This is a genomic window from Sphingomonas sp. LY29, from assembly GCF_035593985.1.
Classification (GTDB): Bacteria; Pseudomonadota; Alphaproteobacteria; order Sphingomonadales; family Sphingomonadaceae; genus Sphingomicrobium.
This window is the reverse complement of the sequence record NZ_CP141587.1, coordinates 1,244,193-1,267,948: the sequence shown is the minus strand read 5'-3', so window position 1 is coordinate 1,267,948 and position 23,756 is coordinate 1,244,193. Positions and strand designations below refer to the sequence as shown.

The window sequence follows — 23,756 nt, the reverse complement described above, 5'->3', positions numbered from 1 at the left end:
AAGCCTGTTTTGTTTCTGCGGGATTCAAGAACATGTTGAAATCGCTTACTCTCCTCGCCGGTGCGGCGTTTGCTGTCCCGGCACTGGCGCAGGTCGCGCCGGCCGACGCGAAGCCTGCCAAGCCCGCCAAGGATCCCAACGCACAGATTTGCGAGCGCATCGCCGAGACCGGTTCGCGCCTGTCGTCCAAGAAGGTCTGCATGACCGCGGCCCAGTGGGAAGCGCAGCGCAACAGCCACCGCACCGACATCGAGCGTGCGCAGCAGAACGTCGGTATCAAGAACGGCGGCTGAGCCAAGGCTCTCCGCGCATCGAAGGGACTTACGCATGTTCAAGGCAGTTACATTTGTCGCCGCCGTGGCGATTACCGTTCCGGCGTTGGCGCAGGTGAGTTCGATTGAAACGTCGCGGCCGCGCGTGTCCAAGGATCCGAACGAAAAGATTTGCGAGCGGATCACGGAGACCGGATCGCGCCTCGCGTCGAAGCGCGTTTGCATGACGTCGGCGGAATGGGCCGCGCAGAAAACCGATCATCGGAACGATGTCGAGCGGGCTCAGAAGAACGTCGGGATCATCAACCAGCAATAGGCGGTTGCAGTCGTGTCGCGGCCCGGTAGGACGGCGGCATGACTCCGCTTCCCCTGCCTGAAAATTTCGCCGCCGATGCCTCGTGGCTGGTTCAGGCAATCGATCCTTCGGCAGGCTTGGCTCGGCTGGTTCGGCTCGATGTCGAGGGATATCGGCAGGCGAGCTTTCTCGACGACCGGATGCTGTCGCCCACGACCGAGGCGCGTCTCGTCGCGTTAGGAGAGGTCGTCGACGCGGGGGCGCTGTTCCCATCGAATGCGCGCTGGATTTTCCACATTGGACATGTCGGCTCGACCTTGGTCGCTCGCCTGCTTGGCGAAGGGGGAGAAGTCCTATCGGTCCGAGAGCCGCGCGCCTTGCGCGACCTGCTGGCCTCGCCGGAGAGTGAGCGGCGAGCTCTTGCCGACAGCCTTTCAAGGTTGGCCGGACGTAGTTTCGCGCCAGAGCAGGCGACGGTCGTCAAGGCGACCAGCTTCGTCAGCGAGGCGGCGCCTCTCCTGGTCGGCCCGGACATGCCCGCGCTCTTCATGCTGGCGTCGGCGCGATCCTACATATGCACGATCCTCGCCGGGCCGAACTCGGTGCAGGAATTGCGAACGCTCGATGCCGATCGGCGGCGGCGACTGTCGACACGCGGCATCCATTGTGCGCCTGACCGGACATCGGATGCACAGCTCGCGGCGATCGCCTGGGCGTGCGAGATGACCGGGCTGGAGGCTTCCGAGGACGCGATCGGGCGCGAGCGCGTGCAGTGGCTCGACTTCGACCGCTTTCTGGAGGCGCCAAAGGAAGAGCTGGCGAACGCGGTCAAGCATTTGAAGCTGGCTTTGACCGACGTGGAAATCGATGACGCGCTCGCTGGACCGGTGATGCGCCGCTACTCCAAGGCGATGGAGTATGATTACACTCCTGCGCTCCGCGCCGACCTTCTTGCCGAAGCCGGGCGCGCCCATGCGAGGGACATCGATGCGGCGCTGGCGATGCTTGAGGAGACTGCCCTCAACGCACCCTTGCTGAAGCGCGCACTTGGCCGCACACAAGGCGCCTGATGTACCGGATCCTTTCCCTCCTCGACGCCGGCGAAATCGCCAAATGCCGCCGGATTGCCGCGCGCACCCAATTCATCGACGGTCGCGCGTCCAACCCGCACAACAAGGCCAAGAACAACCAGCAGCTTCATGATGCGGAGGCGGGGCAGGCGAGTTCGCAACTGCTGCTGCGTGCGTTTGCGCGAAGCGAGGAGTTTCGCGAGTTCGCCTTTCCGCTGCGGATCGCGCCGCCAATGCTGACGCGGTACCAGCCGGGCATGCATTACGGCCTGCATGCGGATGCTGCCTTCCTCAATGTCGGGCAGACGGTGGTGCGGAGCGACCTCAGCTGCACGGTCTTTCTGAGCGACCCGTCCGACTACGACGGTGGCGCGCTGCACGTGATGCTCGGCGATGCCAGCCTGCGCTTTCGGCTGCAGCCGGGCGAAGCGATCATCTACCCGTCGGACACCTTCCACGAGGTTGAGCCTGTCACGCGCGGCGAGCGGTTGGTGGCGATCAGCTTCATCGAAAGCCAGATCGCCGATCCGTTCCGCCGCAACCTGCTATTCGACCTGAACGAGGTCGCCGCGCTTGAGGGCCTGTCGATGCAGCCGGAGAATTACTCGCGGCTGCAACTGGTCCAGCAGCGGCTGCTGCGCCACTGGGCGGAGCGGCCCTAGGCGGCGGTCAGCACCAGTCCGCCGTCGCCCTCGTCCACCTTCACCGTCGATCCATCGTGCACGCGGCCGGCGAGAATCTCGTCGGCGAGCGGGTCTTGGAGATACTTCTGCACCGCACGCTTGAGCGGCCGTGCTCCATAAACGGGATCGTAGCCCACCCGTCCGAGCCACGCGCGCGCCGCGTCGGTCAATTCCAACCCAATCTTGCGATCCTGCAGCAGCGACTGCAGCCGCTGAATCTGGATGTCGACGATCGGGCCCATGTGGCTTGCCGACAGCCGGTGGAACAGGATGATCTCGTCGAGGCGATTGAGGAATTCGGGGCGGAAATGACCGCGCACGACCTCCATCACTTGCGCTTCGACGTTCGATGCATTCTCGTCCTCGCCGAGTGAAGCGAGATACTGGCTGCCGAGGTTTGAGGTCAGGATGATGATGGTGTTGGTGAAGTCGACCGTGCGGCCTTGGCCGTCGGTCAGGCGGCCGTCGTCGAGCACCTGCAACAGGATGTTAAAGACATCGCCGTGCGCCTTTTCGACCTCGTCGAACAGCACGACCTGATAGGGGCGCCGCCGGACCGCCTCGGTCAGCACGCCGCCTTCCTCATAACCAACATAGCCCGGCGGCGCGCCGATCAGCCGAGACACGGCATGCTTTTCCATGAATTCGGACATGTCGATGCGGACCATCGCGGTCGAATCGTCGAACAGGAATTGGGCGAGCGCCTTGGTCAGCTCGGTCTTGCCGACGCCTGTCGGTCCGAGGAACAAGAAGGAGCCGAGCGGGCGGTTGGAATCCTGAAGACCGGCGCGGGCGCGGCGGACCGCGGCGCTGACGGCCTTGACCGCCTGATCCTGCCCGATGACGCGCGCGCCGATCGCCTGCTCCATGCTCAGCAGCTTCTCGCGCTCGCCTTCCATCATCCGTTCGACGGGAACGCCGGTCCAACGGCTGACGACGGAGGCGATGTCCTGGTCAGTGACTTCCTCGCGAAGCATGGCGCCCTTGGACGCGGCTGCGGCGTCGGCCAGCTTTTTCTCAAGCTCGGGAATGCGCCCATATTGAAGCTCGCCGGCCTTGGCGAGATCCCCGGCGCGCTGCGCCTGCTCCAGTTCGATCCGGGCGGCGTCCAACTGGCCTTTCAGCTCGGCCTCGGCGCCGATCTTTTCCTTTTCGGCCTGCCAGCGCGTGGTCAGTTCAGTTGACTGTTGTTCGAGGTTGGCAAGTTCGCCTTCGAGCGTGCCGAGTCGATCCTTCGAGGCGGCGTCGCTCTCCTTCTTGAGCGCTTCGCGCTCGATCTTCAGCTGGATGATGCGGCGATCGAGATTCTCGATCTCCTCGGGCTTCGATTCGACTTCCATCCGCAGGCGCGACGCGGCCTCGTCCATGAGGTCGATCGCCTTGTCGGGCAGGAAGCGATCGGAAATGTAGCGATTGCTCAGCGTCGCCGCTGCGACCAGCGCCGCGTCGGTGATGCGCACGCCGTGGTGAAGCTCATACTTTTCCTTCAGCCCGCGAAGGATCGAGATGGTGTCCGGAACGGTCGGCTCACCGACAAACACCGGCTGGAATCGACGTTCGAGCGCGGCATCCTTTTCAACATGCTTGCGATATTCGTCGAGCGTGGTCGCGCCGATGACGTGCAACTCGCCGCGCGACAATGCCGGCTTGAGCAAATTGCCGGCATCCATCGACCCTTCGGTCTTTCCGGCGCCGACGATCATGTGCATCTCGTCGATGAACAGGATGATTTGTCCCGCCGATTGGCGAACCTCGTCGATCACGCCTTTCAGCCGTTCCTCGAACTCGCCGCGATATTTCGCGCCGGCGATAAGAGCGCCCATGTCGAGCGACAGCAGCTTGCGGTCCTTGAGGCCGTCGGGAACGTCGCCATTGGCGATGCGCAGCGCGAGACCCTCGGCGATCGCGGTCTTGCCGACGCCGGGCTCCCCGATCAGCACCGGATTGTTCTTCGTCCGGCGCGCGAGCACCTGGATGGTGCGGCGTATTTCCTCGTCGCGGCCGATGACCGGGTCGAGCTTGCCGTCCTCCGCCGCCTGCGTCAGGTCGCGGGCATATTTCTTGAGCGCATCGTAGCGGTCCTCGGCGCCCTGCGTGTCGGCCGAGCGGCCCTGGCGAAGCTTTTCGATCGCGGCGTTGAGATTTTGCGGAGTCAGGCCCGATCGGCCAAGCGCCTCCGCGACCTCGCTGCCCTTCGACAGCGCGGCGGCAAGCAGGATTCGCTCGACGGTGACGTAGGTGTCGCCTGCCTTGGTCGCGATCGCCTGCGCCTGGTCGAGCAGGCGGATGAGGTCGCCGTCGATTGCTGGCGCGGACGTGGCGCCGGTGCCGGTCACCGCCGGCTGGCGCGCGACCAGCGCATCGACTTCGCGCCGCGCGGCCTGTCCGTCGGCCCCCGCCGCATTGATCAGGCCGACCGCCATCCCCTGCTCGTCGTCGAGCAGCGCCTTGACGTAATGGCCCGGCGTGATCCGCTGGTGATGCTCGCGTCCGGCGATCGTTTGTGCCGCCTGGAGGAACCCGCGCGCGCGGTCGGTCAGTTTCTCAAGATCCATCGTTTACCCCTCGTCGATGGTGGCGATGTGGTGTGTTACCCCGGCAACACAAGGGGTCTAGCGCTGCGGCGCGAGCGGATCGACCGGCATCCGCACCACTCGCGGCGACCCGGCGGGGCTCGGCGCCGCAGCGGCCGTCGGTAATGGATTGAAGCTCGCCGCCCCTTCGGCCAGCACTGCGGTGCAGCCGTACCCTCCGCGTCGGCCCTGCGTGCCCCACTCGCGATATTTGCGGGCATCGATGTGAAACCGCAGCCCCTTGTAAAAGCCGAGGCCGATGTGGTTCGGTTCCGCCGTTGTCGAATAGATGGCGCAAAGACCGCTCATCAGCGTCTCGCGATGCACCGGGCGGAGCGGCACCATGTCGACCGCGCCCATGTCCTTGTGCGTGCTGGTCGCGGCACCCCCGGCGCAGACGTTGAGCGCAGGATTGCGGTAAACGGAAACGGGCTCGACCGGTCCCATCGCCGGAACGATGTAGGCGCCGATGTAGCGCAGCGCCGCGACGATGTTCGGCCACGCATAGCTCGGCGGCACCTCGAACGGCTCTGCGCCGCATTTCTGCCAGTCGGTCGCGGTGCGCAGCAATTGCCACGTCGGTGCGACTCCGCCGACGCCGTTGGCGACGAGATAGTCGTTGAACGCCTTGACGTAGACCGGTCGCCACGCCGCCGACGCGGCCCAGCGACGATAGCCGGGCTCGTCCTGTCCCGGCGTGATATATTCGGCCGCCGGGTTGAACCATTGCTGCTGCTGAGCGGCCGCCGGGACGGCGACCGTCAGCAGGGTCAACAACGAGAAGAAACGGCGGATCATCACGCCATCAAACGCCTCCCGGCATTGAAAAGCAACGCCGCCGGTCGCATCTGTGGGTCCATGCAGCGCCCCATCGACGTCGACCTTCCTCACAATCTCGGCCAGGCCGAAGCCAAGCGCCGGCTGGGCGACAACATCCACAAGCTGAAGGATCACATCCCCGGCGGGGCAAGCCATGTCGCTTCGTCATGGACCGGGGACACGCTCAACCTGAAGGTCGAGGCGATGGGCCAGTCGGTCGATGCGCGCATCGAAGTCGAAGAGACGAAGGTCCGCTGCCACATCGTGCTTCCGGGCATGCTCGGCTTTTTCGCGGGGCCGATCGAGGCGATGCTGAAGTCGAAAGGCAGCACCATCCTGCTCGAGGACAAGCGAAAAGACTGAACCGATGGGCTTGCGCCCGTGGCCGCCAAGCCTAGCATCGCCGCCGGACACGAACGGGAGCACGGCATGCGGCATTTCGCGGTGGTGGGATCGGGACCGGCGGGCTTCTACACCGCCGAGGCGCTGGGCAAGGCCTATGGCGACTCCGCGCGCATCGACATCATCGACAAGCTGCCTGTCCCCTACGGCCTGATCCGCTTCGGCGTCGCGCCCGACCACCAGTCGATCAAGGCGGTGGCCAAGCGCTATGACAAGGTCGTCGACGAAGGGCAGGTGCGGTTCGTCGGCAATGTCGCGATCGGCGACACCGTTTCCATCCCCGAACTTCGCGAACTCTACGACGCGGTGATCCTTGCCACCGGTGCGCCGCTCGACCGATCGCTTGGCATTCCCGGTGAAGAACTGCCTGGCGTCATCGGGTCGGCGGCGTTCGTCGGATGGTACAACGGCCATCCCGACTTCGCAGACCTCGACCCGCCGCTCGACGGCGACGCCGCGGCGGTGATCGGCAACGGCAATGTCGCGCTCGACGTGGCGCGGATCCTGTCGAAGACTCGCGAGGAGTTCGCCGGCTCGGACATCGTGGCGCATGCGCTCGACGCGCTCGAAGGTTCGGCGATCCGCACCATCACCATCGTCGGCCGGCGCGGCCCGCACCAGATCGCAATGACCCCAAAGGAACTGGGCGAACTCGGCCATCTCGCCGCCGCCGAGGCCGAGGTCGAGGCCGCCGACCTGCCGCCGCCCGACGCCGACGGGTCGCTCGACCCCGGCGCTCGAAAGTCGGTCGCGCACCTCCGCGAGTTCGCGGCGCATGACGACGAGGGCAAGCCCAAGCATATCCACTTCGACTTCTTCGCGCGTCCCGTGGCGATCGAAGGTGCCACGCGGGCGGAGCGACTCATCGTCGAACGAACCGCGCTCGACGAGACCGGGCAGAGCGTCGGCACCGGTGAGACCTATGCGATCCCGGCCTCGCTGGTGGTCAGCTGCATCGGCTATCGCACCCCGCCAATCGACGGCGTGGCCTATGACGATCGCGGCGGGAAGTTTGCCAACGAAGGTGGCCGGATCTCAGACGGCCTCTATGCTGTGGGCTGGGCGCGGCGCGGACCGTCGGGGACGATCGGCACCAATCGTCCTGACGGCTATGAAGTCGCCGAGCAGATCGCGGCGCTATTCCCTGCCGAGGGTGCCGATGGCAAAGCCGGTGGCGGGGGGCTCGACCGATTGCTGGCCGATCGCGGGCATCGGTCGACCAGCTACGACGAGTGGCGTGCGATCGAAGCCGCCGAAGCCGCCGCCGCGCGAGAAGGCAGCCCGCGCGAAAAGATCGTGCGGCATGACGAATGGCTCGGTCTTTTAGGTCATTGAAGCGGAGGGCGGCCGCGTCGTCCTTCGACAAGTTCAGGACATGCTTGCGGTTTGGGAACGCCCCCGCTAACAGGCCCTCGCTCCTGCACCGGATGGTCCGCCATCCGGTCCCGGTCGGGGAGTAGCTCAGCCTGGTAGAGCACTGTCTTCGGGAGGCAGGGGCCGGAGGTTCGAATCCTCTCTCCCCGACCATTTTCATTTTTACTGCTTTCCCGCGGCGCCGGTCAGTCCTGATCGCCGTCGCGCTTGAGGAAGCTGATCTTGCCGCTGGGCTCCAGGATGCCCCACTCGACCTCGGCGAGGTGGGCGATTCCGGCGAGGCGCATTTCGCTCAGCACCTCGTCGCGGGTGATCTTGTCGCGTTCGAGCACTTTTTCGATGAACTCGCCCTGGCGGATCAGGACTCGCGGCTCGCCTTCAAGCACCCGGCGCATCTTTTTCGATCGATAGCTGATCCAGCCCAGCACCAATGACCAGAAGGAAAAGGTCGCGACCGCCAGCGTCGCGGCGGTGATCGAAAAGTCGTTGTGGGTCACCGCCTGCTGCACGAAATCGCCAAGCACCACCAGCGCGACGAACTCGAACGGGGTCATCTGCCCAAGCTGCCGCTTGCCGAGCACGCGAAGCAGCACGAACAGGATGAAGAAGATGACCGTGGCACGAAGGACGATGTCCATCAGGGCAAGACCGTCTGGCTGATCCCGACGCCGGTCACTTCGCGCTCGCCGTCGAGCAATCGGATCCTGGCGTGCGTGGTGCCGACGTGGGGCGGGTTGATCTGGCCGTCGATCTTGAAACGGAGCGACTTTCCGGCGCCGAGCGGACCGAAGTGGAAGCGATATTCGCCATCGACATATTCCTCCTCGGTCGCGGCAGGGATCATCGTGTTGATGGTGAAATCGCGCCACAGTGCCGACGGGATCGCGACGACCGCGTCGGCAACGGGCTGTCGCGCCGTGACGGCGATTCGATATTCGAAGAAGATGCCGTTGCGGAGGCGGCGGGGACTATGAACCTCGATCGTCGCCGCAGCGCTGGCGCCCTTTGCCGTCGGAGAAGGCGCGCCGCCGAGATAGCCGAGCAAGCCGATGACCGGGAGCGCGCCGATCGCGGCTAGGCGGAACCAACTGACCCAGGCAACGCCGCCCCTTTCGCGCGAGACCTCGTCAATCCCGTCGGGATGCGCCGGGGCGGTCATTAGGTCGCGAACGACGGATCGAGGCGATACGCCTTGCGCTTCAGCGCGGGCCAGGCGAGCAAATTGGCTGCCATCTTGAGGCCCGTTCCGCCCTGTCCGGCGGCGAGTTCGGCGGCGCCTTGCGGCGGCATGCTGACCTTGTCGCCCGCGGACAGCGCCATGATCTGCGCCTCGCACGCACGCTCGATGAAATAGAGCTTCACGAAGCATTCGCCGACGTTGCCGCCGACCGCGAGCGTGCCGTGGTTGCGAAGCAGCATCCCGCCCTTGTTGCCGAGGTCAGCGACGATCCGTCCGCGCTCGTCGAGGTCGACCGCGACGCCCTCGTAATCGTGGAAGGCAAGGTCGGCGCGGATCAGCATCGCGGTCTGCGTCAGCGGCAGCAGCCCGTCCTCATGCGCAGTCACCGCCTGCCCGGCGGGCGTATGGAGGTGCATCACCGCCTGTGCATCGTCGCGCGCCATGTGGATCGCCGAATGGATGGTGAACCCGGCGGGGTTGGTGATGAAGGGGGTGGGATCGACCGGATTGCCGTGCACGTCGACCTTGACCAGCGAGGACGCGGTCACTTCCTCGAACATCAATTGATAAGGGTTGAGCAGGAAATGATGCTCCGGCCCCGGAATGCGCGCCGACAGGTGGGTGAAAATGAGGTCGTCCCAGCCGTAATGCGCGACAAGCCGATAGGCGGCGGCAAGGTCGACGCGGATCGCCCATTCCTCGTCGCTGACCTTTCCCTCGAGGCTGGGGATGTCGACGCTGGCCATTGGCGAGGCGCGGTCGAACCCCTTGTTCATCGAATCGACGCGGTTCATGACTGGGCCTCCTGGCGGGCGATGGCTTCGGGATGAGCGTTGGCAAAGGCGGGCAGGGCATTGGCCCGCTCGTCGATCGCGCGGAGCAGATCGAATTCCTCGACCGGGACGCCGAAGCGGCGGGCGTTGTACATTTGTGGGACGAGGCAGACGTCCGCGATGCTTGGCTGGTCGCCGAACAGGAAGTCGCCGGCACGCGGCCGCGCCAGATCCTCCAGCGCGCGGAAGCCCTCCGTAATCCAGTGGGCGTACCAGGCGTTCTTGCGCGGCTCGCCGACGCGCAGTTCATTGTCGAGGTAGCGAAGCACACGAAGGTTGTTGAGCGGGTGCGTGTCGCAGGCAATCACCATCGCCATCCCGCGCACGTGCGCGCCATCGACCGGGTCGGCGGGCATCAGCGGCGTCTGGGGGCGGGTCTGGTCGAGGTAGACGATGATCGCCAAGCTCTGGATCAGGCGGTGCCCGTCGATCTCCAGCATCGGCACAAAGCCCTGCGGATTAATCGCGCGATAGGCGTCACTTTTCTGCTCGTCCTTGGCAAGGTCGACCGTGCGCCGTTCATAGTCGATGCCCTTGAGCGCGAGCGCGACACGGACTCGGTAGGCGGCGGACGAGCGCCAGTAATCGTGGAGGATCGGCAGGGTCATGGAAGGCCTTTTAGCCTTGGGCCATGAACGGCGCCACCACCTCAGGCGGGACGCGAATCGGGCGACCCGCGGCCTTGTCGATGATCGCCCATACCGTGGTCGCGCGAACGCGGACCTTTCCGTCCTCGCCGACGAACTCCATGTGCCGTTCGAACCGCGCACCCTTCGGCGCCTCGCCAACCCACGTTCGTCCGGTTAGCGTCTCCCCGTCGAAGGCGGCGCGCAGATAGTCGATCTCGTGCCGCACCACGACCCAGATGTAACCGTCCTGGTGCGCGGGGTCGGCGACCGAATACCAGTGCGCCAACGCCACTTCCTGGATCCACTGCACCCACACCGCATTGTTGACGTGCCCAAGCTCATCGATGTGCTCGGGCCGCGCCGTCACGGCATGGGTGAAGACCGGGCGCTGCTCGCTCACTCGCCGATCTGCGTGGCGACGAAGGTGTAGGCTTCCGCCACCTCGTGGAGCGCGTTCCAGCGGCCCGACTTGCCGCCGTGGCCCGCGCCCATGTTGATCTTGAGCAGCAGCAGATTGTTGTCGGTCTTGGTGGCGCGCAGTTTCGCAGCCCACTTGGCCGGTTCCCAATAGGTCACGCGCGGATCGTTGAGGCCGCCCGTGATCAGCATCGGCGGATAGGCTTTGGCGGTGACGTTGTCGTAGGGGCTGTAGCTGCGCAGAAGCTCAAACGCCGCCTTGTCCTTGATCGGGTTGCCCCATTCGGTCCACTCGCCCGGGGTGAGCGGCAGCGTGTCGTCGAGCATCGTGTTGAGCACGTCTACGAACGGTACGTCGGCGACGACCGCGCCAAACAGTTCGGGGGCCTGGTTGACGACCGCGCCCATCAACTCGCCGCCGGCCGATCCGCCCTGCGCGGCGACGCGGCCGGGCTTGGCGTAGCCTTGCGCAATCAGGCCACGAGTGACGTCGACGAAATCGTTGAAAGTGTTGGTGCGCGCCTTTAGCTTCCCGTCGAGGAACCACTGGTAGCCCAAGTCGTCGCCGCCGCGGATGTGCGCGATAGCAAAGGCGAAGCCGCGATCGACGAGGCTGAGGCGGCTGGTCGAGAAGCTGGGCGGGATGGCATAGCCGTAGGCGCCGTAGCCGTAGACAAACAGCTTGCCCGATCCGTCCTTCTTCATGTCCTTGCGGCGAACCACCGAAACCGGGATCTGCTTGCCGTCGCGCGACGGGATCATCAGCCGTTCGGTGACATAGGCCGACGCGTCGTATCCCGACGGGATTTCCTGAACCTTCAGCGTGGCGAGTTTCTTCGTCTTCGGGTCATAGTCGTAGACCGTCCCGGGGGTTACCATCGACGAGTAGCTCAGCCGGTAGGCGGCGGGCGCATAGTCGGGGTTTCCCGCGAAACTCGCGGTGTAGCTGGCCTCGGCGAACGGCACGCGCTCTTCCTTGCCGCTGGCGTAATCGCGCAGCACGAGCTGATCGAGGCCGTCGACGCGACTGCTGACCAGCAGGTGATCGCGGTGCGAGGTGACGCCGCGAAGATAGGTGCGGTCGCTGCCGGGAATGACCGTCGTCCACGCCTCGGGCTTGGCGGGATCGGCGGAGGCAACGCGGAAATTGACGTGCTCGTCGTTGCTGAGGATCCACAGCTTCCCGTGGGCGGCATCGATCTCATACTGGACGTCGGCCTTGCGTGGGCGGACCAGCTTCTGCGGCGCGTCGGGCCTGTTGGCGGGGACCAGCCGGATTTCGTTCGACGAATTGTTGCCGGTCGATATCACGATCAGGCTGTTGTCGGTGGTGCGGCCGACCCCGACCGAAAAGGCGATGTCGTCCTTTTCTTCGAACAGCGTCTTGGTCTCGGCGACCGGGCGACCGACGACATGATAACGCGCGCGATAGCTGCGCCACTGGTCGTTGACCTCGGTGAAGACGAGGCCCTTGGAATCGCTGGTCCACACCGGCTCGCCAATGCCGACTTCGGTCACGGTTTCCAGCACCTTGCCACTGACGAGGTCGCGAACGACCAGCTTGAACCGCTCCGACCCGTCATCGTCGACCAGGGTCGCGAGCCGCTTGCCGTCGGGGCTGACCGAGAAGGCGCCGAGGCGGTAATATTCCTTGCCCTCGGCTTCCTTGTTTTCGCTGTAGATCAGCGTCTCGGCGCCGCCCGCGACGGGCTTGCGATACCAGTCGCGATACTGCGTGCCGGGCTTGAACGCGGACCAGTAGAGCCAGTCGCCATCCTTCAAGGGGACCGAGCTGTCGTCCTCCTTCACGCGGCCCTTCATTTCCTGGAACATCGTTTCGGTCAGCGCGGCGTGCGGCTTCATCGCGGTTTCGAAATAGGCGTTCTCGGCCTTCAGATAATCGAGCACGTCCTTGTCATCGACCTTGGGATATCCCTTGTCGCGCAGCCATGCGTAGGAGTCCTCAACGCGGATGCCGTGCCGCTCGTAACTATAGGGGCGGGCTTCGGCACGCGGGGGCGCAGGCAGGCTGGTCGTCGCGGTCATGGTCGCTTTCTGGGCAAGGGCGGGGGAAGGGGCCAAGATGGTGGCGGCAAGCGCCATGGCAAGGATGCGCTGGGTCATGGCAAGAGTGAAGCAAGCGGCGGGCGTCGCGTCCAGCGCAAAACGGCGCTAAGGCCCGCACGACCCTTCGATCAACGACATGGTGCTTGTCTGATGACCCTTTCCGCCGACCGTCTCGCCGCCCTTCGTGCCCAGCTTTCCGCCGACGGCCTCGACGGATTCGTCGTGCCGCTGACCGACGAGCATATGAGCGAATATGTCGGTAGCTACGCCGGACGGCTGGAGTGGCTGACCGGCTTCAAGGGATCGGCGGGTGCGGCGGTGGTGCTGGCCGACAAGGCCGCGATCTTCACCGATGGGCGCTACACCGTGCAGGTCCGCAGCCAAGTCGACGGCAACGACTTCAGTTATGAATCGGTGCCCGAAACCAGCCCGGCCGGATGGCTGAAGGCGCACGCGGCCAAGGGCGCCCGCATCGGCTACGACCCGTGGCTCCACAGCCGCGACTGGGTTCGTGGGGCGAGCGACGGGCTGAAGTCGGTCGGCGCCCAACTGGTCGCCGTCGAGCGCAATCCGATCGACGCGGTGTGGGCCGACCGGCCCCAGCCGTCGGTCGCAAAGCTTGTCGTTCAGCCTGACGACCTCGCGGGCCGCAATTCCGCCGACAAGCGCCACGCCATTGCCGACTGGCTTGGCGACAAGGGCGCCGACGCGGCGGTGCTCGCCGCGCTCGATTCGATCGCCTGGACGTTCAACATTCGCGGGCAGGACGTCAGCCATACGCCGGTCGCGCTGGCGTTTGCCGTCGTCCATGCCGACGGCACCGCCGATTTGTTCACGGCCCGTGAAAAGGTCGGCGACGAGATCGCGCAGCACCTCGGCAATGGCGTCCGGCTGCAAGACCGCGCCGACTTTGAGCCTTATCTGCGCGGGCTGGCGGGCAAGACGGTCGCGGTCGATCCCGAACGCTCGGTGTCGGCGATCGCCCGTGCGTTGGAAGAAGGCGGCGCGACGATTTTGAGCGCGCGCGATCCCGCGGTGCTGCCCAAGGCGATCAAGAATGACGCCGAGATCGCCGGTCACCACGCCGCGCAGGCGCGCGATGGGGCGGCGGTGGCGCGCTTCCTTCGCTGGATCGACGAGACCGCGCCCGCCGGCGGGGTCGACGAGATGATCGCCGCCGACAAGCTGCTCGACCTTCGCCGCGAGCATGGCGAGGTCGTCGACTTGTCGTTCGACACGATCAGCGCATTCGGCGCCAACGGCGCCCTGCCGCATTACAAGGGCACCGAGGAATCGAACGTGCCGCTGACGCCGGGCTCGCTCTACCTCGTCGATTCGGGCGCGCAGTATCGCGACGGGACCACCGACATCACCCGCACCGTTCCGATTGGCGAGCCGACCGCGGAGATGCGCGACCGCTTTACCCGCGTGCTGCAGGGTCATATCGGTATCGCCACCGCCGTCTTCCCCAAGGGCACGCGCGGCTCGCAGCTCGACAGTTTCGCGCGCGCGCCGTTGTGGCGGGCCGGGCTCGATTATGCCCACGGCACCGGCCACGGGGTCGGCGCCTTCCTGTCGGTGCATGAAGGACCGCAGCGGATCTCGCCGGTCGGAAGTTCGCAGTCGGGTGGCGACGAGCCGCTGGTCGCGGGCATGATGCTGTCGAACGAACCCGGCTATTACAAGGTCGGCGACTATGGCATCCGGATCGAGAATCTGGTGCTGGTCGTGCCACGCGAGATTCCCGGCGCCGACAAGGACATGCTGGGGTTCGAGACGCTGACCTTCGTGCCGATCGACCGACGCCTGATCGACGTTGCCATGCTCAGCGATGGCGAGCGGCAGTGGGTCGACGATTATCATACCGCGGTGCTCGCAAAGCTCGGCCCGCAACTGGAGGGGGAAGACAGGACATGGCTCGAAAAGGAATGCGCTCCGCTCGCTCGGTAGCGCAGCCGCTGGCATTCATCGCGCTCGGCTGGGTGCTGGCGGCGATGTACATATTGGGACCGCGCGTTGCGCTCAATCGCGGGCTCGACGCGGGCTATTCGCTCGCGTCGTGGGTCGGCAGCTTCGGCTGATCGCCCGCCGCGCGCGCCTGCTCCTTGCGGCGGCGCAGGTTGGCGCGAAGCGCAGCGGCCAACCGTTCGGCCTTGGCGGGATCGTCCTTTGCCATCGCCTCGATCGCTAATGTTGCGCGCGCGCATCGGCAAGCGCCTTGACGGGGTGGGCAGGCTCGGCCATAGGCCCGCCCGTCCTCCAGACATGCTGCCGTAGCTCAGTGGTAGAGCGCATCCTTGGTAAGGCTGAGGTCGAGAGTTCGATCCTCTCCGGCAGCACCATCATTCGAACAGGCCCGTCCACGCGGACGAGCCTGTTCGAATGATCCCCTCGGGACGATCGGCACAGCGCCTTCCACGACAATTGACCTCTTGGCCTCGCATCGCCACAGCCCGGCAATGCGCTTCTTCTCCGACAATGCCGCCGCGGTTTGCCCGCCAGTGCTCGCCGCGCTCGGCGACGCCAACCGGCTCGATACCGCCTACGACGGCGACCAATGGTCGGCGAAGCTCGATGGCGCCTTCTCCGATGTGTTCGGGACGCCGGTGCGCGCGCTGTGGGTCACCACCGGCACGGCGGCGAACTGCCTCGGCCTCGCCGCGTTGTGCCCGCCGACGGGATCGATCCTGTGCCACGAATTCGCTCATATCGAGCAGGACGAGGCGGGCGCGCCGGGATTTTTCACTCATGGCGCGAAGCTGACTCTGCTCCAGGGTGAAGGCGCGAAGCTGTCGCCCGACGCGGTCGAGGAGGCCTGTTCGCGGGTTCGCTATGACGTGCATCAGGTTCAGCCGGCGGCGCTGTCGATCACCAACGCAACCGAATATGGCTTGAGCTACCGTGCCGACGAAGTCGCCGCACTGGGCGACGTCGCCAGGCGGCGCGGACTCGGCTTTCATATGGACGGGGCGCGCTTCGCCAATGCCGTCGCCTTCACCAGTGCCGATCCCGCCGACGTGACGTGGCGCGCGGGGGTCGACGTCCTCAGCTTCGGCTTCGTCAAGAATGGCGGGATGAGTGCGGAAGCGCTGGTCTTCTTCGACCCGAGCAAGGCCGACGCGGTCCCGCGCCAGCGCAAGCGCTCGGGTCACCTACTCTCGAAGGGGCGCTTCCTCGCCGCGCAATTGCTGGCGATGCTCGACGGTGACGTGTGGCTGACGAATGCACGCGCGGCGAACGAGGCCGCGGCGCGACTTGCCGAAGCGGCGGGCAGCGCGCGGCTGGTCTATCCGGTCGAGGCCAATGAATTGTTCTTGCGCATGACCGGCGATGAAGCAGCCGCGATCCGCGCGCAGGGTTTCGACTTTTACGACTGGGCGCCGGGCGAAGTGCGGCTGGTCACGAGCTGGGATCAGGACATGGCCGCAGTCGATCGGCTAGCCAGGGCAATTGCCGCGCTCGATTCGCCGACCGGATGAGCCAGGACGGCCAGGCGCGCATCGACGCGTCGATCATCATTCCCTTCATCATCTTCACGCTGGTGTGGGGATCGACGTGGATCGTCATTCGCGACCAGCTCGGCACGGTCGCGCCGCAATGGTCGGTGACCTACCGCTTCGCGATCGCGGCGGTGGCGATGGCGGCGGTGGCGCACTGGAAGGGGCAGAGCCTTGCGATCGATCGGCGCGGACTGGTTGCGGCGACGATCATCGGTGCGTGCCAGTTCTGCATCAACTTCAACGGCGTCTACCTTGCCGAACATTATATTGCCTCGGGCCTCGTCGCGACGGTGTTCGCCCTGCTGCTGATCCCGAACAGCCTCCTCGCGTGGGGCTTCCTGGGACAGAAGCCGACGGCACGCTTCTTCGCGGCGGGACTGGTCGCGGTCACCGGCATCGGCATCCTGTTCTGGAACGAATTCGCCCGCAATCCCGCCGGTGGGACGGAAATCGCGATCGGACTTGGCCTGACCATCGTCGGGCTGCTCGGCGCGTCCGCATCGAACGTCTACCAGGCAGGCCCAACTGCAAAGGATTATCCGCTGCTTTCGCTGCTCGCCTGGTCGATGGCGATCGGGGCCGTGCTCGATGCAGTCATCGCGCTGATCGTCGCGGGTCCGCCGACGACCGACCCGCGCCCCGGTTACTGGTTCGGGCTGATCTACCTCGCGCTCGCCGCGACGGTGCTCGCGTTCAGCCTCTATATCCCGGTCGTCCGCAAGATAGGACCCGGCCGCGCGGCCTATTCGAGCGTGCTCGTCCCGGTCATCGCAATGAGCCTGTCGACCGTGTTCGAAGGATACCAGTGGAGCGTTTACGCAGTCGTCGGCGGGGTCCTCGCCCTGGGCGGGATGCTGCTTGCGCTGGCCGGTCGGCGGCGTTCCACTCCGACGTCGAAGTCCCCGACCGCGGCGCCCTGACGAGATTTCATCGCATCGTCATCGCGATGCAACCGTCCCGCCGCTTGCAATCTCTATCCCGTCGCAATCGACCGGCAGGGGCAAGATGATGACGGGATTGGCAATCGTGGCACTGTTGGGGGGCGGCATTGTGATTGCGCTCCGTCGCTGCCCCTTGGCACGCGCCGTGAGCCGCCAAGTCCGGCACTCGGCCGCCGCGCGCTAGTCGGCCCTGAAGTCGGCGATCGGCTTCAGCACGCCATACTTCTCCTTGATCGGCGGATGGCCGAGCGGCGGCCAGTCGATCGCCGGCTCCGGGCAGGTCATGTCGGGCAATCGATCGAGCAGATCGCGTACAAGCGTCAGTCGCCCGCGCTTCTGGTCATTGAAGTCGACCAGCGTCCATGGCGTCGCGGCGGAATGGGTCGCCTTCAGCATCGCCTCGCGCGCCCGGGTATAGTCGGCATATTTGGCCCTCGCCTGCTGGTCGATCGGTGACAATTTCCATCGCTTGAGCGGATCGGCGAGCCGTTCTGCAAACCGCTCCTCCTGCATCTCCTGGTCGCAGCCGAGCCAATATTTGAACAGCAGCATCCCATCGTCGACCAGCAACCGCTCGAACGCGGGAGCGGCGCGCAGGAAGTCGTCGACCTGCTCCTCGGTCGCGAAGCCCATGACGCGTTCGACGCCGGCGCGATTGTACCAACTACGGTCGAACAGCACGATTTCTCCTCGTGCAGGCAGGTGCGAGACGAAACGCTGGAAATACCATTGCTTCTGCTCGGTCTCGGTCGGCTTGGGCAGTGCGACGACGCGGCATTGGCGCGGGTTGAGCTTGTCGGCGATCGCCTGGATCGCACCGCCCTTGCCGGCGGTATCGCGGCCTTCGAACAGGATGCACAGCCGTTGCCCCGTCGCCGCGACCCAGCGCGCCATCGTCACCAGCTCGGCCTGCATCGGCTCGATCAACTTCTCGTATTTCTTGCGTTTCATGTCGTTCCCCCACACCAATCGAGCTTGGCGTTGACGTAGCGATGGGCGAGGCCCTCGGCGATTAGTTGGTCGCCGATCGACTTGCCGCCGCGTTCAATCGCCATCAGGTCGCGTCCATTGCGATCTTGCCTCATCATTCGGTGCGCAATCATGTCGAACGGACCTTGATTGAGGAGCTGCTGCAGACGGACCGTCGCGCGCTCGGCGAGTTGCTGTTCGCGCGCGCATTTGAAGTCGCGAAGCTCAGGCGCGTCGATCCCAACGATACGCACGCGGCGCGGCCCAAGACGAAACGTGTCTCCGTCGACGACACAGGCATGGCTTCGCCCGCGGCCGCAGATGGTAAAATTGGTGTCGATCCGTTCGGGACCGCTGGCCGTCGGACCCATCGGCGGAATGAGTGCCGGGTCAAGCAAGGCGCCGGCGAGAATGAGCAAGGGCACGAAAATGAGCGCGCGGATGATCCGCTGCCGCGTTCTATTGCGCGGTCCGCTCTCGCGGCGGCGCCGGCGAAATCGGCTCATCGGGACGCACTTTCGCCGGTCGGCGCATGCGCACCGACCGGCGGAAAGTCGAAGACCAACCTAGCGGTCGCCTTCTTCTTCCTCGAACGTCACGGCGACGTCGCCGTTGGCCGACAGGCGAACCTGGTCGTCTTCGACCGACGCGACGAGGCCGCGCGAGATGAAGTGATGATGGCCTTCATGGCTGCCTTCGCCGCTGTCGGCCTTGGTCAGCTTGATGCGGTCGTCGACGACGCGATCGACGGTGCCGACATGGACGCCGTCGGCGCCGATCACTTCCATATGTTCCTTGATGTCTTCGAAACCGCTCATGGACTTTCTCCTGGTTGATCTTGTGCGCGTGCAACGAACGATGGGCCGCTAGGATGCGTCGGCCCGTTCCAATCGAGGACGAAAGGGAACCGCCGGACATAGCGCTCGTTTGTTTCGCCAACGAAAGCAGAACAACAGGGAGTGAAAAACATGGTTGAAGAACGCGAAACGGTCGATGGCCGCGATACGGTCGAACGCACGACGATCATCGAAACCGGTGATCGTGGCGGCGGTGGCGGCGTGCTGGCAGTGGTGCTGCTGGTGATCGTCGTCGTGGTCCTTCTGTTCCTGTTCCGCGACGAGCTCGGCTTCGGCGGCGACAAGACGGAAATCACGATTCCCGATTCGATCGACGTCAACGTCAACTAACCCCATTTGATTGTCGCGCCCCGCGCGCGTAACCACCCCCTCGCTTCCCAGACCGGAAACGAGGGGGTTTTTGCGCGCGTGACCGAGACAGTACATTATCAGACGGGCTTCGGCGGCCATTTCGAAAGCGAAGCGGTCGACGGCGCCCTGCCGAAGGGGCGCAACAGCCCGCAGCGTCCCGCCTTCGGCCTTTACGCCGAACAATTGTCGGGAAGCGCCTTTACCGCCGCGCGTCACGAGAACCGCCGCAGTTGGCTTTACCGGATGCGGCCGACCGCCGATCACCGCCCGTTCGTGAAATATGACGGCGCCAGCCTCTTCGCGCCTGGAACGGTCAGCGAGCCGCTCGCCCCCAATCGCCTGCGCTGGGATCCACTTGCCGACCTTCCGGGCGATGGCGACTTCATCGACGGGCTGGCGACGATGCTCGCCAACCGCGATCCGGCCGACCTCGAGGGAGTCGCGCTCCATCTCTATCGCGCGACGAAGTCGATGGAGCGGCGCATTTTCGTCAACGCCGACGGCGAACTGCTGATCATCCCGCAGTCGGGGACGCTGAGAATCTTTACCGAGCTTGGGCGGATGGAGGTCGCGCCCGGCTGGATCGCGCTGATCCCGCGCGGCATTCGCTTCCGGGTCGACATCGATGGCGAAGCGCGCGGCTATGTCGCCGAAAATCATGGCGCGATGTTCCGCCTTCCAGACCTCGGCCCGATCGGCGCCAACGGTCTCGCCGCGTCGCGCGACTTTGAAACCCCGGTCGCGGCGTTCGAGGATGTCGACGGCGAGCATGAGGTCGTCCAGAAATATCTGGGCAGCCTGTGGGCCACGACGCTCGACCACAGCCCGCTCGACGTGGTCGCGTGGCACGGCAATCTCGTCCCGTGCCGCTACGAACTGGCGCGGTTCAATGCGATCGGAACGGTCAGCTTCGACCATCCCGATCCCTCGATCTTTACCCTGCTGACCTCGCCGAGCGACGTTCCCGGCCGCGCCAATGCCGACTTCGTCATCTTTCCGCCGCGCTGGGCGGTCGCCGAGGACACGTTCCGGCCGCCATGGTTCCATCGCAACGTGATGAGCGAGGCAATGGGCCTGATCCACGGCGATTATGACGCCAAGGCCGAGGGCTTTCGCCCGGGCGGACTGTCACTCCACAATCTGATGAGCGGCCACGGTCCCGACCTCGACAGCTGGCAGAAGGCCAGCGAAGCTACGCTCGGCCCGGTCAAGATCGACGGAACGATGGCGTTCATGGTCGAAAGCTGTTGGGCCTATCGACCGACCCGCTTCGCGCTCGATCGTGCGCAACCCGATTACGACGCGGCCTGGGCCGATTTTCCAAAAGCGATTTTGCCCCGATGATTCAAGTTGACCACACCCACGATCCCGCGCTGACCAGCTGGGTCGACAGCGCCAACGGCCATCCCGATTTCCCGATCCAGAACTTGCCGCTCGGCGTCTTCTCACGCCGCGGGGAAGAGCCGCGCATCGGAGTTGCGATCGGCGACCGCATCCTCGATTGCCGCATGCTGGCAACAGGCGACCTGCTCGACGACCACATGCGGCTGGCGCTCACGTTGCCGCACCTCAATGCCTGGTTCGCACATGGACATCGCGATGGGCAGGCGCTCCGCCATCGCCTGTCGGACCTGCTGTCGGACGATAAGCATCGCGCCGCGCTGGAGCCGATGCTGGTGTCGCAATCGGCGGCCGAGATGCACCTGCCGTGCACCATTGGCGACTACACCGACTTCTACGTCGGCATTCATCACGCGACCAACGTCGGCAAGCAGTTCCGCCCCGATCAGCCGCTGCTGCCCAACTACAAATATGTGCCGATCGGCTATCACGGCCGGGCGTCGTCGGTGCGGCTTTCGGGAACGCCGGTGGTTCGGCCCAAGGGACAGCGCAAGCCGCCGACTGCCGACGTGCCCGATTACGGCCCGTCGCGGCGGCTAGACTATGAGCTGGAGCTTGGCATCTTCATCGGGCGTGGCAACGAGCTGGGCGAGACCATTTCGATAGGTGAGGCGGGCGAGCATATCGCCGGCTATTGCCTGCTCAATGACTGGTCGGCGCGTGACTTGCAGGCGTGGGAATATCAGCCGCTCGGGCCGTTCCTCGCCAAGAATTTCCAGACCAGCATCTCGCCTTGGGTGGTCACGCCGCAGGCGCTGGCTCCCTTCCGTCGGGCAATGGGCGCGCGCCCCGAAGGCGACCCCTCGCCGCTGCCGTACCTCGACCATGCCGACGACCGACAGGGCGGCGCGCTGGGCATCGAGCTGGAAGTTACGCTCCTGACGGCCGCGATGCGCGAGGCCGGGACCAAGCCGCACGTCTTGAGCAGGGGCGAGGCCGCGGCCGCGATGTACTGGTCGGCGGCGCAGATCGTCACCCACCACGCGTCGAACGGCTGCAACCTTCAGCCGGGCGACCTGATCGGCACCGGCACCCTGTCGGTGGAGGATTCCTCGGGGCTCGGCTCGCTGCTGGAGATTAGCCAGGGCGGCAAGGCGCCACTCACCTTGCCGGGCGGGGAGCAACGAAGCTTCCTCGAAGATGGCGACGAGCTCACGCTCGCGGCGCGATGTGTCGGCGAGGGCGCGGCGACAATCGGCTTCGGCACCTGCACCGGCCGGGTTCGCCCCGCGAACTGATTGTCGTTTGTCGATTGGGCGACCCTCAGCGCCCGTTTGGCGCTCCGCGGAACGTTTCGCCGACGGCTCGACATTGCAGGTCGAAACACAGGTGTGTGGCGCCCCCGCGAAGCGCATCTCCGATTTAGTTCGCCACCCGGCGAACCGAACAGGAGATGATGAAATGCTTGCTCGATTTTCGTGCAGTGGCGCAATCGCTGCGTCGTTGATCCTGTCATCGGCAGCAGCCGTCGCCCAGCGACCTGTGGTCGTCCAAGCCAAGCCAAGCGAGGTGCCGACTGCAAAGGTGTCATACACCGACCTAAATCTCGCCTCCACGGAAGGCGCGGCAACTTTGGAGAAAAGGGTTGGAAAGGCCATTCGTAAGGTCTGCGCCGCCAACAACACCTATTCCGCGTCGCCGGAGCGTCACTTTACGACCTGCGCAGCCAACGCGCGGGCGCAGGCACGTCCGCAGATCGCCAGTGCAGTGGCTCGTGCCCAGCAAATGGCGGCAACCGGCTCCGCCACGCTGGCGGCGGCGTCGACTATTACGATCGTCAGAAATTAGAGGCATTCGGTTTCGCGTCGGGAAGGGGTCGCGCGACATCCTATTAAATTCGTGGTAAACGAATCGCCTGTTCGTAGGGGGTGCATCCATGTCGCTTGATGGCGGCGCACCCTCGGACGGATTACGGGTCATTGTCTGCTTCCGTTTCGATCCGCGTCTACCGGCCGAGGTTGAGCGCCTGAAACAGTTGCTTGTGGACGACCACCGCACTCGACATTCGGTCGAGGTCGCCGGCAGCTTCGACTTCATGATCGAAGTGGCGACGCCCGACGTGCCGACCTATCATCGCTGGACCGCCGATCATGCCGAGCATTTCGACAAGGTCGTCACTCACCTCGAAACCAGCTTCGTGTGCTGCCGATACGTCCGGCGGGACCAGCAATATCGCGACCATCTGTGGGCGCCGACCGCCGATGGCTTGCAGCGGATAGAGTGCGACACGATCGATCTGATCCGCGCGGAAGGGGACTATGTCCGCGTGCAGTGCGGCGATCGGTCGTGGCTGCTGGGGACAAGCCTCTGCAGCCTGTCCGGACAACTCGATCCGGGTGAATTTCTGCGCGTACATCGCTCGACCGTCGTCAACCGCCGCGCGGTCAACCGACTGCTCCACCGCGGGCGGGTGTGGAACGCCATTCTAACGAGCGGCGAAAAGGTGCGAATCGCCAAGAGCCACGTCGCCGAAGTCGTGCGCATGTTGCGGGACGAACCGGCGACGGAAATGCCTGTTTCGGCGACGAGATACGCGGTCGGCGACGGCGCGGCGCCGTCGACCGAAAACGAAATGCAGATTGTAGACTGATCGCGCATTTCTGGCCCTGCCTTCCCGTCGGGAGGGGCTTCATAGGAGACTGGAAATGCCTGCAAATTCGTCCCTCCGCACGCTTGCCGGAACGGCCACGCTGGCCCTTGTCTGTGTCACCCTGGCCGCTGGAGCGGCTGCCCAGAATCGTTCGGCCACCGTCACCGCACCGTCGGGCGACCAAATGACCGAGCGGGTCAGCTATCGCGACCTCAATCTTGCCATCAAGGCCGACGAAAAGAAGCTCTTCCGCCGCGTCGGCAGCGCGGTGCACCGCATCTGCTATCGCCTCAACGACGGCGTCAGCAACGCCAGCGAAGAGCATATGTCCTGCTCGTCCGACGCATGGGCGGGGGCCCGTCCGCAGATCCGCACCGCCGTGCGCCGCGCGCAGGAAATTGCGCTCACCGGCAACTCGACGATCGCGGCCGCGGCGATCACGATCAGCTTCCGCTGATCCCGGTCCAACGGACGCGTGCTCCCGGGGGCACGCGTCCGTCGCCCTCCTGTCATCCAAGCATGGCCTTCGCGCG

General features: G+C 65.3%; 28 protein-coding genes and 2 tRNA genes. 18 read left to right on the top strand and 12 right to left on the bottom strand.

The genetic code is table 11. From position 1 onward, the window contains the following. Nucleotides 1–32: 32 nt before the first annotated feature. Genes SH584_RS06380 through SH584_RS06365 form a run of 4 tightly spaced genes read left to right on the top strand, consistent with a single transcriptional unit; the run spans nt 33 to nt 2,299 of the window. A complete protein-coding gene (locus SH584_RS06380) occupies nt 33–293 on the top strand; it encodes a hypothetical protein (RefSeq protein WP_324805648.1) in 261 nt (86 codons plus the stop codon). A 34-nt stretch (nt 294–327) separates the two neighbouring features. Continuing rightward, complete coding sequence (locus SH584_RS06375; protein ID WP_324805646.1) at nt 328–588, top strand: hypothetical protein; 261 nt, start codon at nt 328–330, stop codon at nt 586–588. Nucleotides 589–626: 38 nt separating this feature from the next. Continuing rightward, a complete protein-coding gene (locus SH584_RS06370; protein WP_324805644.1) occupies nt 627–1,637 on the top strand; it encodes a hypothetical protein in 1,011 nt (336 codons plus the stop codon). Continuing rightward, complete coding sequence (locus SH584_RS06365) at nt 1,637–2,299, top strand: Fe2+-dependent dioxygenase (protein ID WP_324805642.1); 663 nt, start codon at nt 1,637–1,639, stop codon at nt 2,297–2,299. Before SH584_RS06370 ends, SH584_RS06365 begins: the two co-directional genes overlap by 1 nt. On the opposite strand, the gene clpB is transcribed toward SH584_RS06365, so the two are convergent. Next, nucleotides 2,296–4,875 (bottom strand): ATP-dependent chaperone ClpB, encoded by a 2,580-nt coding sequence (clpB, locus tag SH584_RS06360; RefSeq protein WP_324805640.1) that lies wholly within the window; start codon nt 4,873–4,875, stop codon nt 2,296–2,298. The genes SH584_RS06365 and clpB overlap by 4 nt on opposite strands. A 57-nt stretch (nt 4,876–4,932) precedes the next feature. Then, the gene (locus tag SH584_RS06355; RefSeq protein WP_324805638.1) at nt 4,933–5,691 is read right to left on the bottom strand and encodes a hypothetical protein; all 759 of its coding nucleotides are present in this window, start codon (nt 5,689–5,691) and stop codon (nt 4,933–4,935) included. A gap of 60 nt (nt 5,692–5,751) precedes the next feature. On the opposite strand from SH584_RS06355, the gene SH584_RS06350 reads away from it, so the two are divergent. From SH584_RS06350 to SH584_RS06340, 3 genes are all read left to right on the top strand, one after another. Next, nucleotides 5,752–6,075, top strand: a complete 324-nt coding sequence (locus SH584_RS06350; RefSeq protein WP_322842027.1) for a polyhydroxyalkanoic acid system family protein — start codon at nt 5,752–5,754, stop codon at nt 6,073–6,075. Between the two features lie 66 nt (nt 6,076–6,141). Beyond that, entirely contained in the window at nt 6,142–7,449 is a 1,308-nt protein-coding gene (locus tag SH584_RS06345; protein ID WP_324809503.1) for an FAD-dependent oxidoreductase, read from the top strand. A 115-nt stretch (nt 7,450–7,564) separates the two neighbouring features. Next, a tRNA-Pro gene (locus tag SH584_RS06340) sits at nt 7,565–7,641 on the top strand. A gap of 32 nt (nt 7,642–7,673) precedes the next feature. Here SH584_RS06340 and SH584_RS06335 read toward each other — a convergent pair. The 6 genes from SH584_RS06335 to SH584_RS06310 are packed head-to-tail and all read right to left on the bottom strand — an operon-like array spanning nt 7,674 to nt 12,593. Further along, nucleotides 7,674–8,126, bottom strand: coding sequence for a DUF421 domain-containing protein (locus SH584_RS06335; protein ID WP_324805635.1), 453 nt, complete (start codon nt 8,124–8,126; stop codon nt 7,674–7,676). After that, entirely contained in the window at nt 8,126–8,647 is a 522-nt protein-coding gene (locus SH584_RS06330) for a hypothetical protein (protein ID WP_324805633.1), read from the bottom strand. Before SH584_RS06330 ends, SH584_RS06335 begins: the two co-directional genes overlap by 1 nt. Next, on the bottom strand, nt 8,647–9,414 hold the full coding sequence (locus tag SH584_RS06325) for a class II aldolase/adducin family protein (RefSeq protein WP_324809501.1): 768 nt from the start codon (nt 9,412–9,414) through the stop codon (nt 8,647–8,649). Before SH584_RS06325 ends, SH584_RS06330 begins: the two co-directional genes overlap by 1 nt. 44 nt (nt 9,415–9,458) lie before the next feature. Beyond that, entirely contained in the window at nt 9,459–10,109 is a 651-nt protein-coding gene (maiA, locus tag SH584_RS06320; protein WP_324805631.1) for a maleylacetoacetate isomerase, read from the bottom strand. A gap of 10 nt (nt 10,110–10,119) precedes the next feature. Continuing rightward, nucleotides 10,120–10,530, bottom strand: coding sequence for an acyl-CoA thioesterase (locus SH584_RS06315; RefSeq protein ID WP_324805629.1), 411 nt, complete (start codon nt 10,528–10,530; stop codon nt 10,120–10,122). Next, nucleotides 10,527–12,593, bottom strand: a complete 2,067-nt coding sequence (locus SH584_RS06310) for a S9 family peptidase (protein ID WP_324809500.1) — start codon at nt 12,591–12,593, stop codon at nt 10,527–10,529. The genes SH584_RS06315 and SH584_RS06310 overlap by 4 nt, the downstream gene beginning before the upstream one ends. A gap of 171 nt (nt 12,594–12,764) precedes the next feature. Between SH584_RS06310 and SH584_RS06305 the strand changes: the two genes are divergently transcribed. Together SH584_RS06305 and SH584_RS06300 are read left to right on the top strand one after the other, a co-directional pair. Further along, the gene (locus tag SH584_RS06305) at nt 12,765–14,564 is read left to right on the top strand and encodes an aminopeptidase P family protein (protein ID WP_324805627.1); all 1,800 of its coding nucleotides are present in this window, start codon (nt 12,765–12,767) and stop codon (nt 14,562–14,564) included. Then, nucleotides 14,543–14,695 carry a hypothetical protein gene (locus SH584_RS06300; protein WP_324805625.1) on the top strand — a complete coding sequence of 51 codons (153 nt, stop codon included), beginning with the start codon at nt 14,543–14,545 and terminating at the stop codon, nt 14,693–14,695. Before SH584_RS06305 ends, SH584_RS06300 begins: the two co-directional genes overlap by 22 nt. Here the strand turns inward: SH584_RS06300 and SH584_RS06295 are convergent. After that, a complete protein-coding gene (locus SH584_RS06295; RefSeq protein ID WP_324805624.1) occupies nt 14,659–14,790 on the bottom strand; it encodes a hypothetical protein in 132 nt (43 codons plus the stop codon). The two genes, SH584_RS06300 and SH584_RS06295, sit on opposite strands and share 37 nt — an antisense overlap. A gap of 91 nt (nt 14,791–14,881) precedes the next feature. Here SH584_RS06295 and SH584_RS06290 point away from each other — a divergent pair. From SH584_RS06290 to SH584_RS06280, 3 genes are all read left to right on the top strand, one after another. Next, nucleotides 14,882–14,956: transfer RNA gene (locus SH584_RS06290), tRNA-Thr, on the top strand. Between the two features lie 117 nt (nt 14,957–15,073). After that, nucleotides 15,074–16,093, top strand: coding sequence for a threonine aldolase family protein (locus SH584_RS06285; protein WP_324805622.1), 1,020 nt, complete (start codon nt 15,074–15,076; stop codon nt 16,091–16,093). Beyond that, complete coding sequence (locus SH584_RS06280; protein ID WP_324805620.1) at nt 16,090–17,034, top strand: DMT family transporter; 945 nt, start codon at nt 16,090–16,092, stop codon at nt 17,032–17,034. The genes SH584_RS06285 and SH584_RS06280 overlap by 4 nt, the downstream gene beginning before the upstream one ends. 201 nt (nt 17,035–17,235) lie before the next feature. Here the strand turns inward: SH584_RS06280 and ppk2 are convergent, their stop codons facing one another. The 3 genes from ppk2 to SH584_RS06265 are packed head-to-tail and all read right to left on the bottom strand — an operon-like array spanning nt 17,236 to nt 18,842. Further along, nucleotides 17,236–18,006, bottom strand: coding sequence for a polyphosphate kinase 2 (ppk2, locus tag SH584_RS06275; protein WP_324805618.1), 771 nt, complete (start codon nt 18,004–18,006; stop codon nt 17,236–17,238). Beyond that, on the bottom strand, nt 18,003–18,530 hold the full coding sequence (locus SH584_RS06270) for a thermonuclease family protein (RefSeq protein WP_324805616.1): 528 nt from the start codon (nt 18,528–18,530) through the stop codon (nt 18,003–18,005). Before SH584_RS06270 ends, ppk2 begins: the two co-directional genes overlap by 4 nt. 60 nt (nt 18,531–18,590) lie before the next feature. Further along, complete coding sequence (locus SH584_RS06265) at nt 18,591–18,842, bottom strand: DUF2171 domain-containing protein (protein WP_324805614.1); 252 nt, start codon at nt 18,840–18,842, stop codon at nt 18,591–18,593. A 150-nt stretch (nt 18,843–18,992) separates the two neighbouring features. Between SH584_RS06265 and SH584_RS06260 the strand changes: the two genes are divergently transcribed. From SH584_RS06260 to SH584_RS06235, 6 genes are all read left to right on the top strand, one after another. Continuing rightward, the gene (locus SH584_RS06260) at nt 18,993–19,211 is read left to right on the top strand and encodes a hypothetical protein (protein ID WP_322842039.1); all 219 of its coding nucleotides are present in this window, start codon (nt 18,993–18,995) and stop codon (nt 19,209–19,211) included. A 78-nt stretch (nt 19,212–19,289) separates the two neighbouring features. Beyond that, the gene (hmgA, locus tag SH584_RS06255) at nt 19,290–20,576 is read left to right on the top strand and encodes a homogentisate 1,2-dioxygenase (RefSeq protein ID WP_324805611.1); all 1,287 of its coding nucleotides are present in this window, start codon (nt 19,290–19,292) and stop codon (nt 20,574–20,576) included. Beyond that, a complete protein-coding gene (gene fahA, locus SH584_RS06250) occupies nt 20,573–21,871 on the top strand; it encodes a fumarylacetoacetase (protein ID WP_324805609.1) in 1,299 nt (432 codons plus the stop codon). Before hmgA ends, fahA begins: the two co-directional genes overlap by 4 nt. A gap of 163 nt (nt 21,872–22,034) precedes the next feature. After that, on the top strand, nt 22,035–22,421 hold the full coding sequence (locus SH584_RS06245; RefSeq protein ID WP_324805607.1) for a UrcA family protein: 387 nt from the start codon (nt 22,035–22,037) through the stop codon (nt 22,419–22,421). 88 nt (nt 22,422–22,509) lie between these two features. Further along, nucleotides 22,510–23,223, top strand: coding sequence for a LytR/AlgR family response regulator transcription factor (locus SH584_RS06240; protein ID WP_322842043.1), 714 nt, complete (start codon nt 22,510–22,512; stop codon nt 23,221–23,223). A gap of 55 nt (nt 23,224–23,278) precedes the next feature. Continuing rightward, the gene (locus SH584_RS06235) at nt 23,279–23,680 is read left to right on the top strand and encodes a UrcA family protein (RefSeq protein WP_324805605.1); all 402 of its coding nucleotides are present in this window, start codon (nt 23,279–23,281) and stop codon (nt 23,678–23,680) included. Nucleotides 23,681–23,756: the final 76 nt, after the last annotated feature.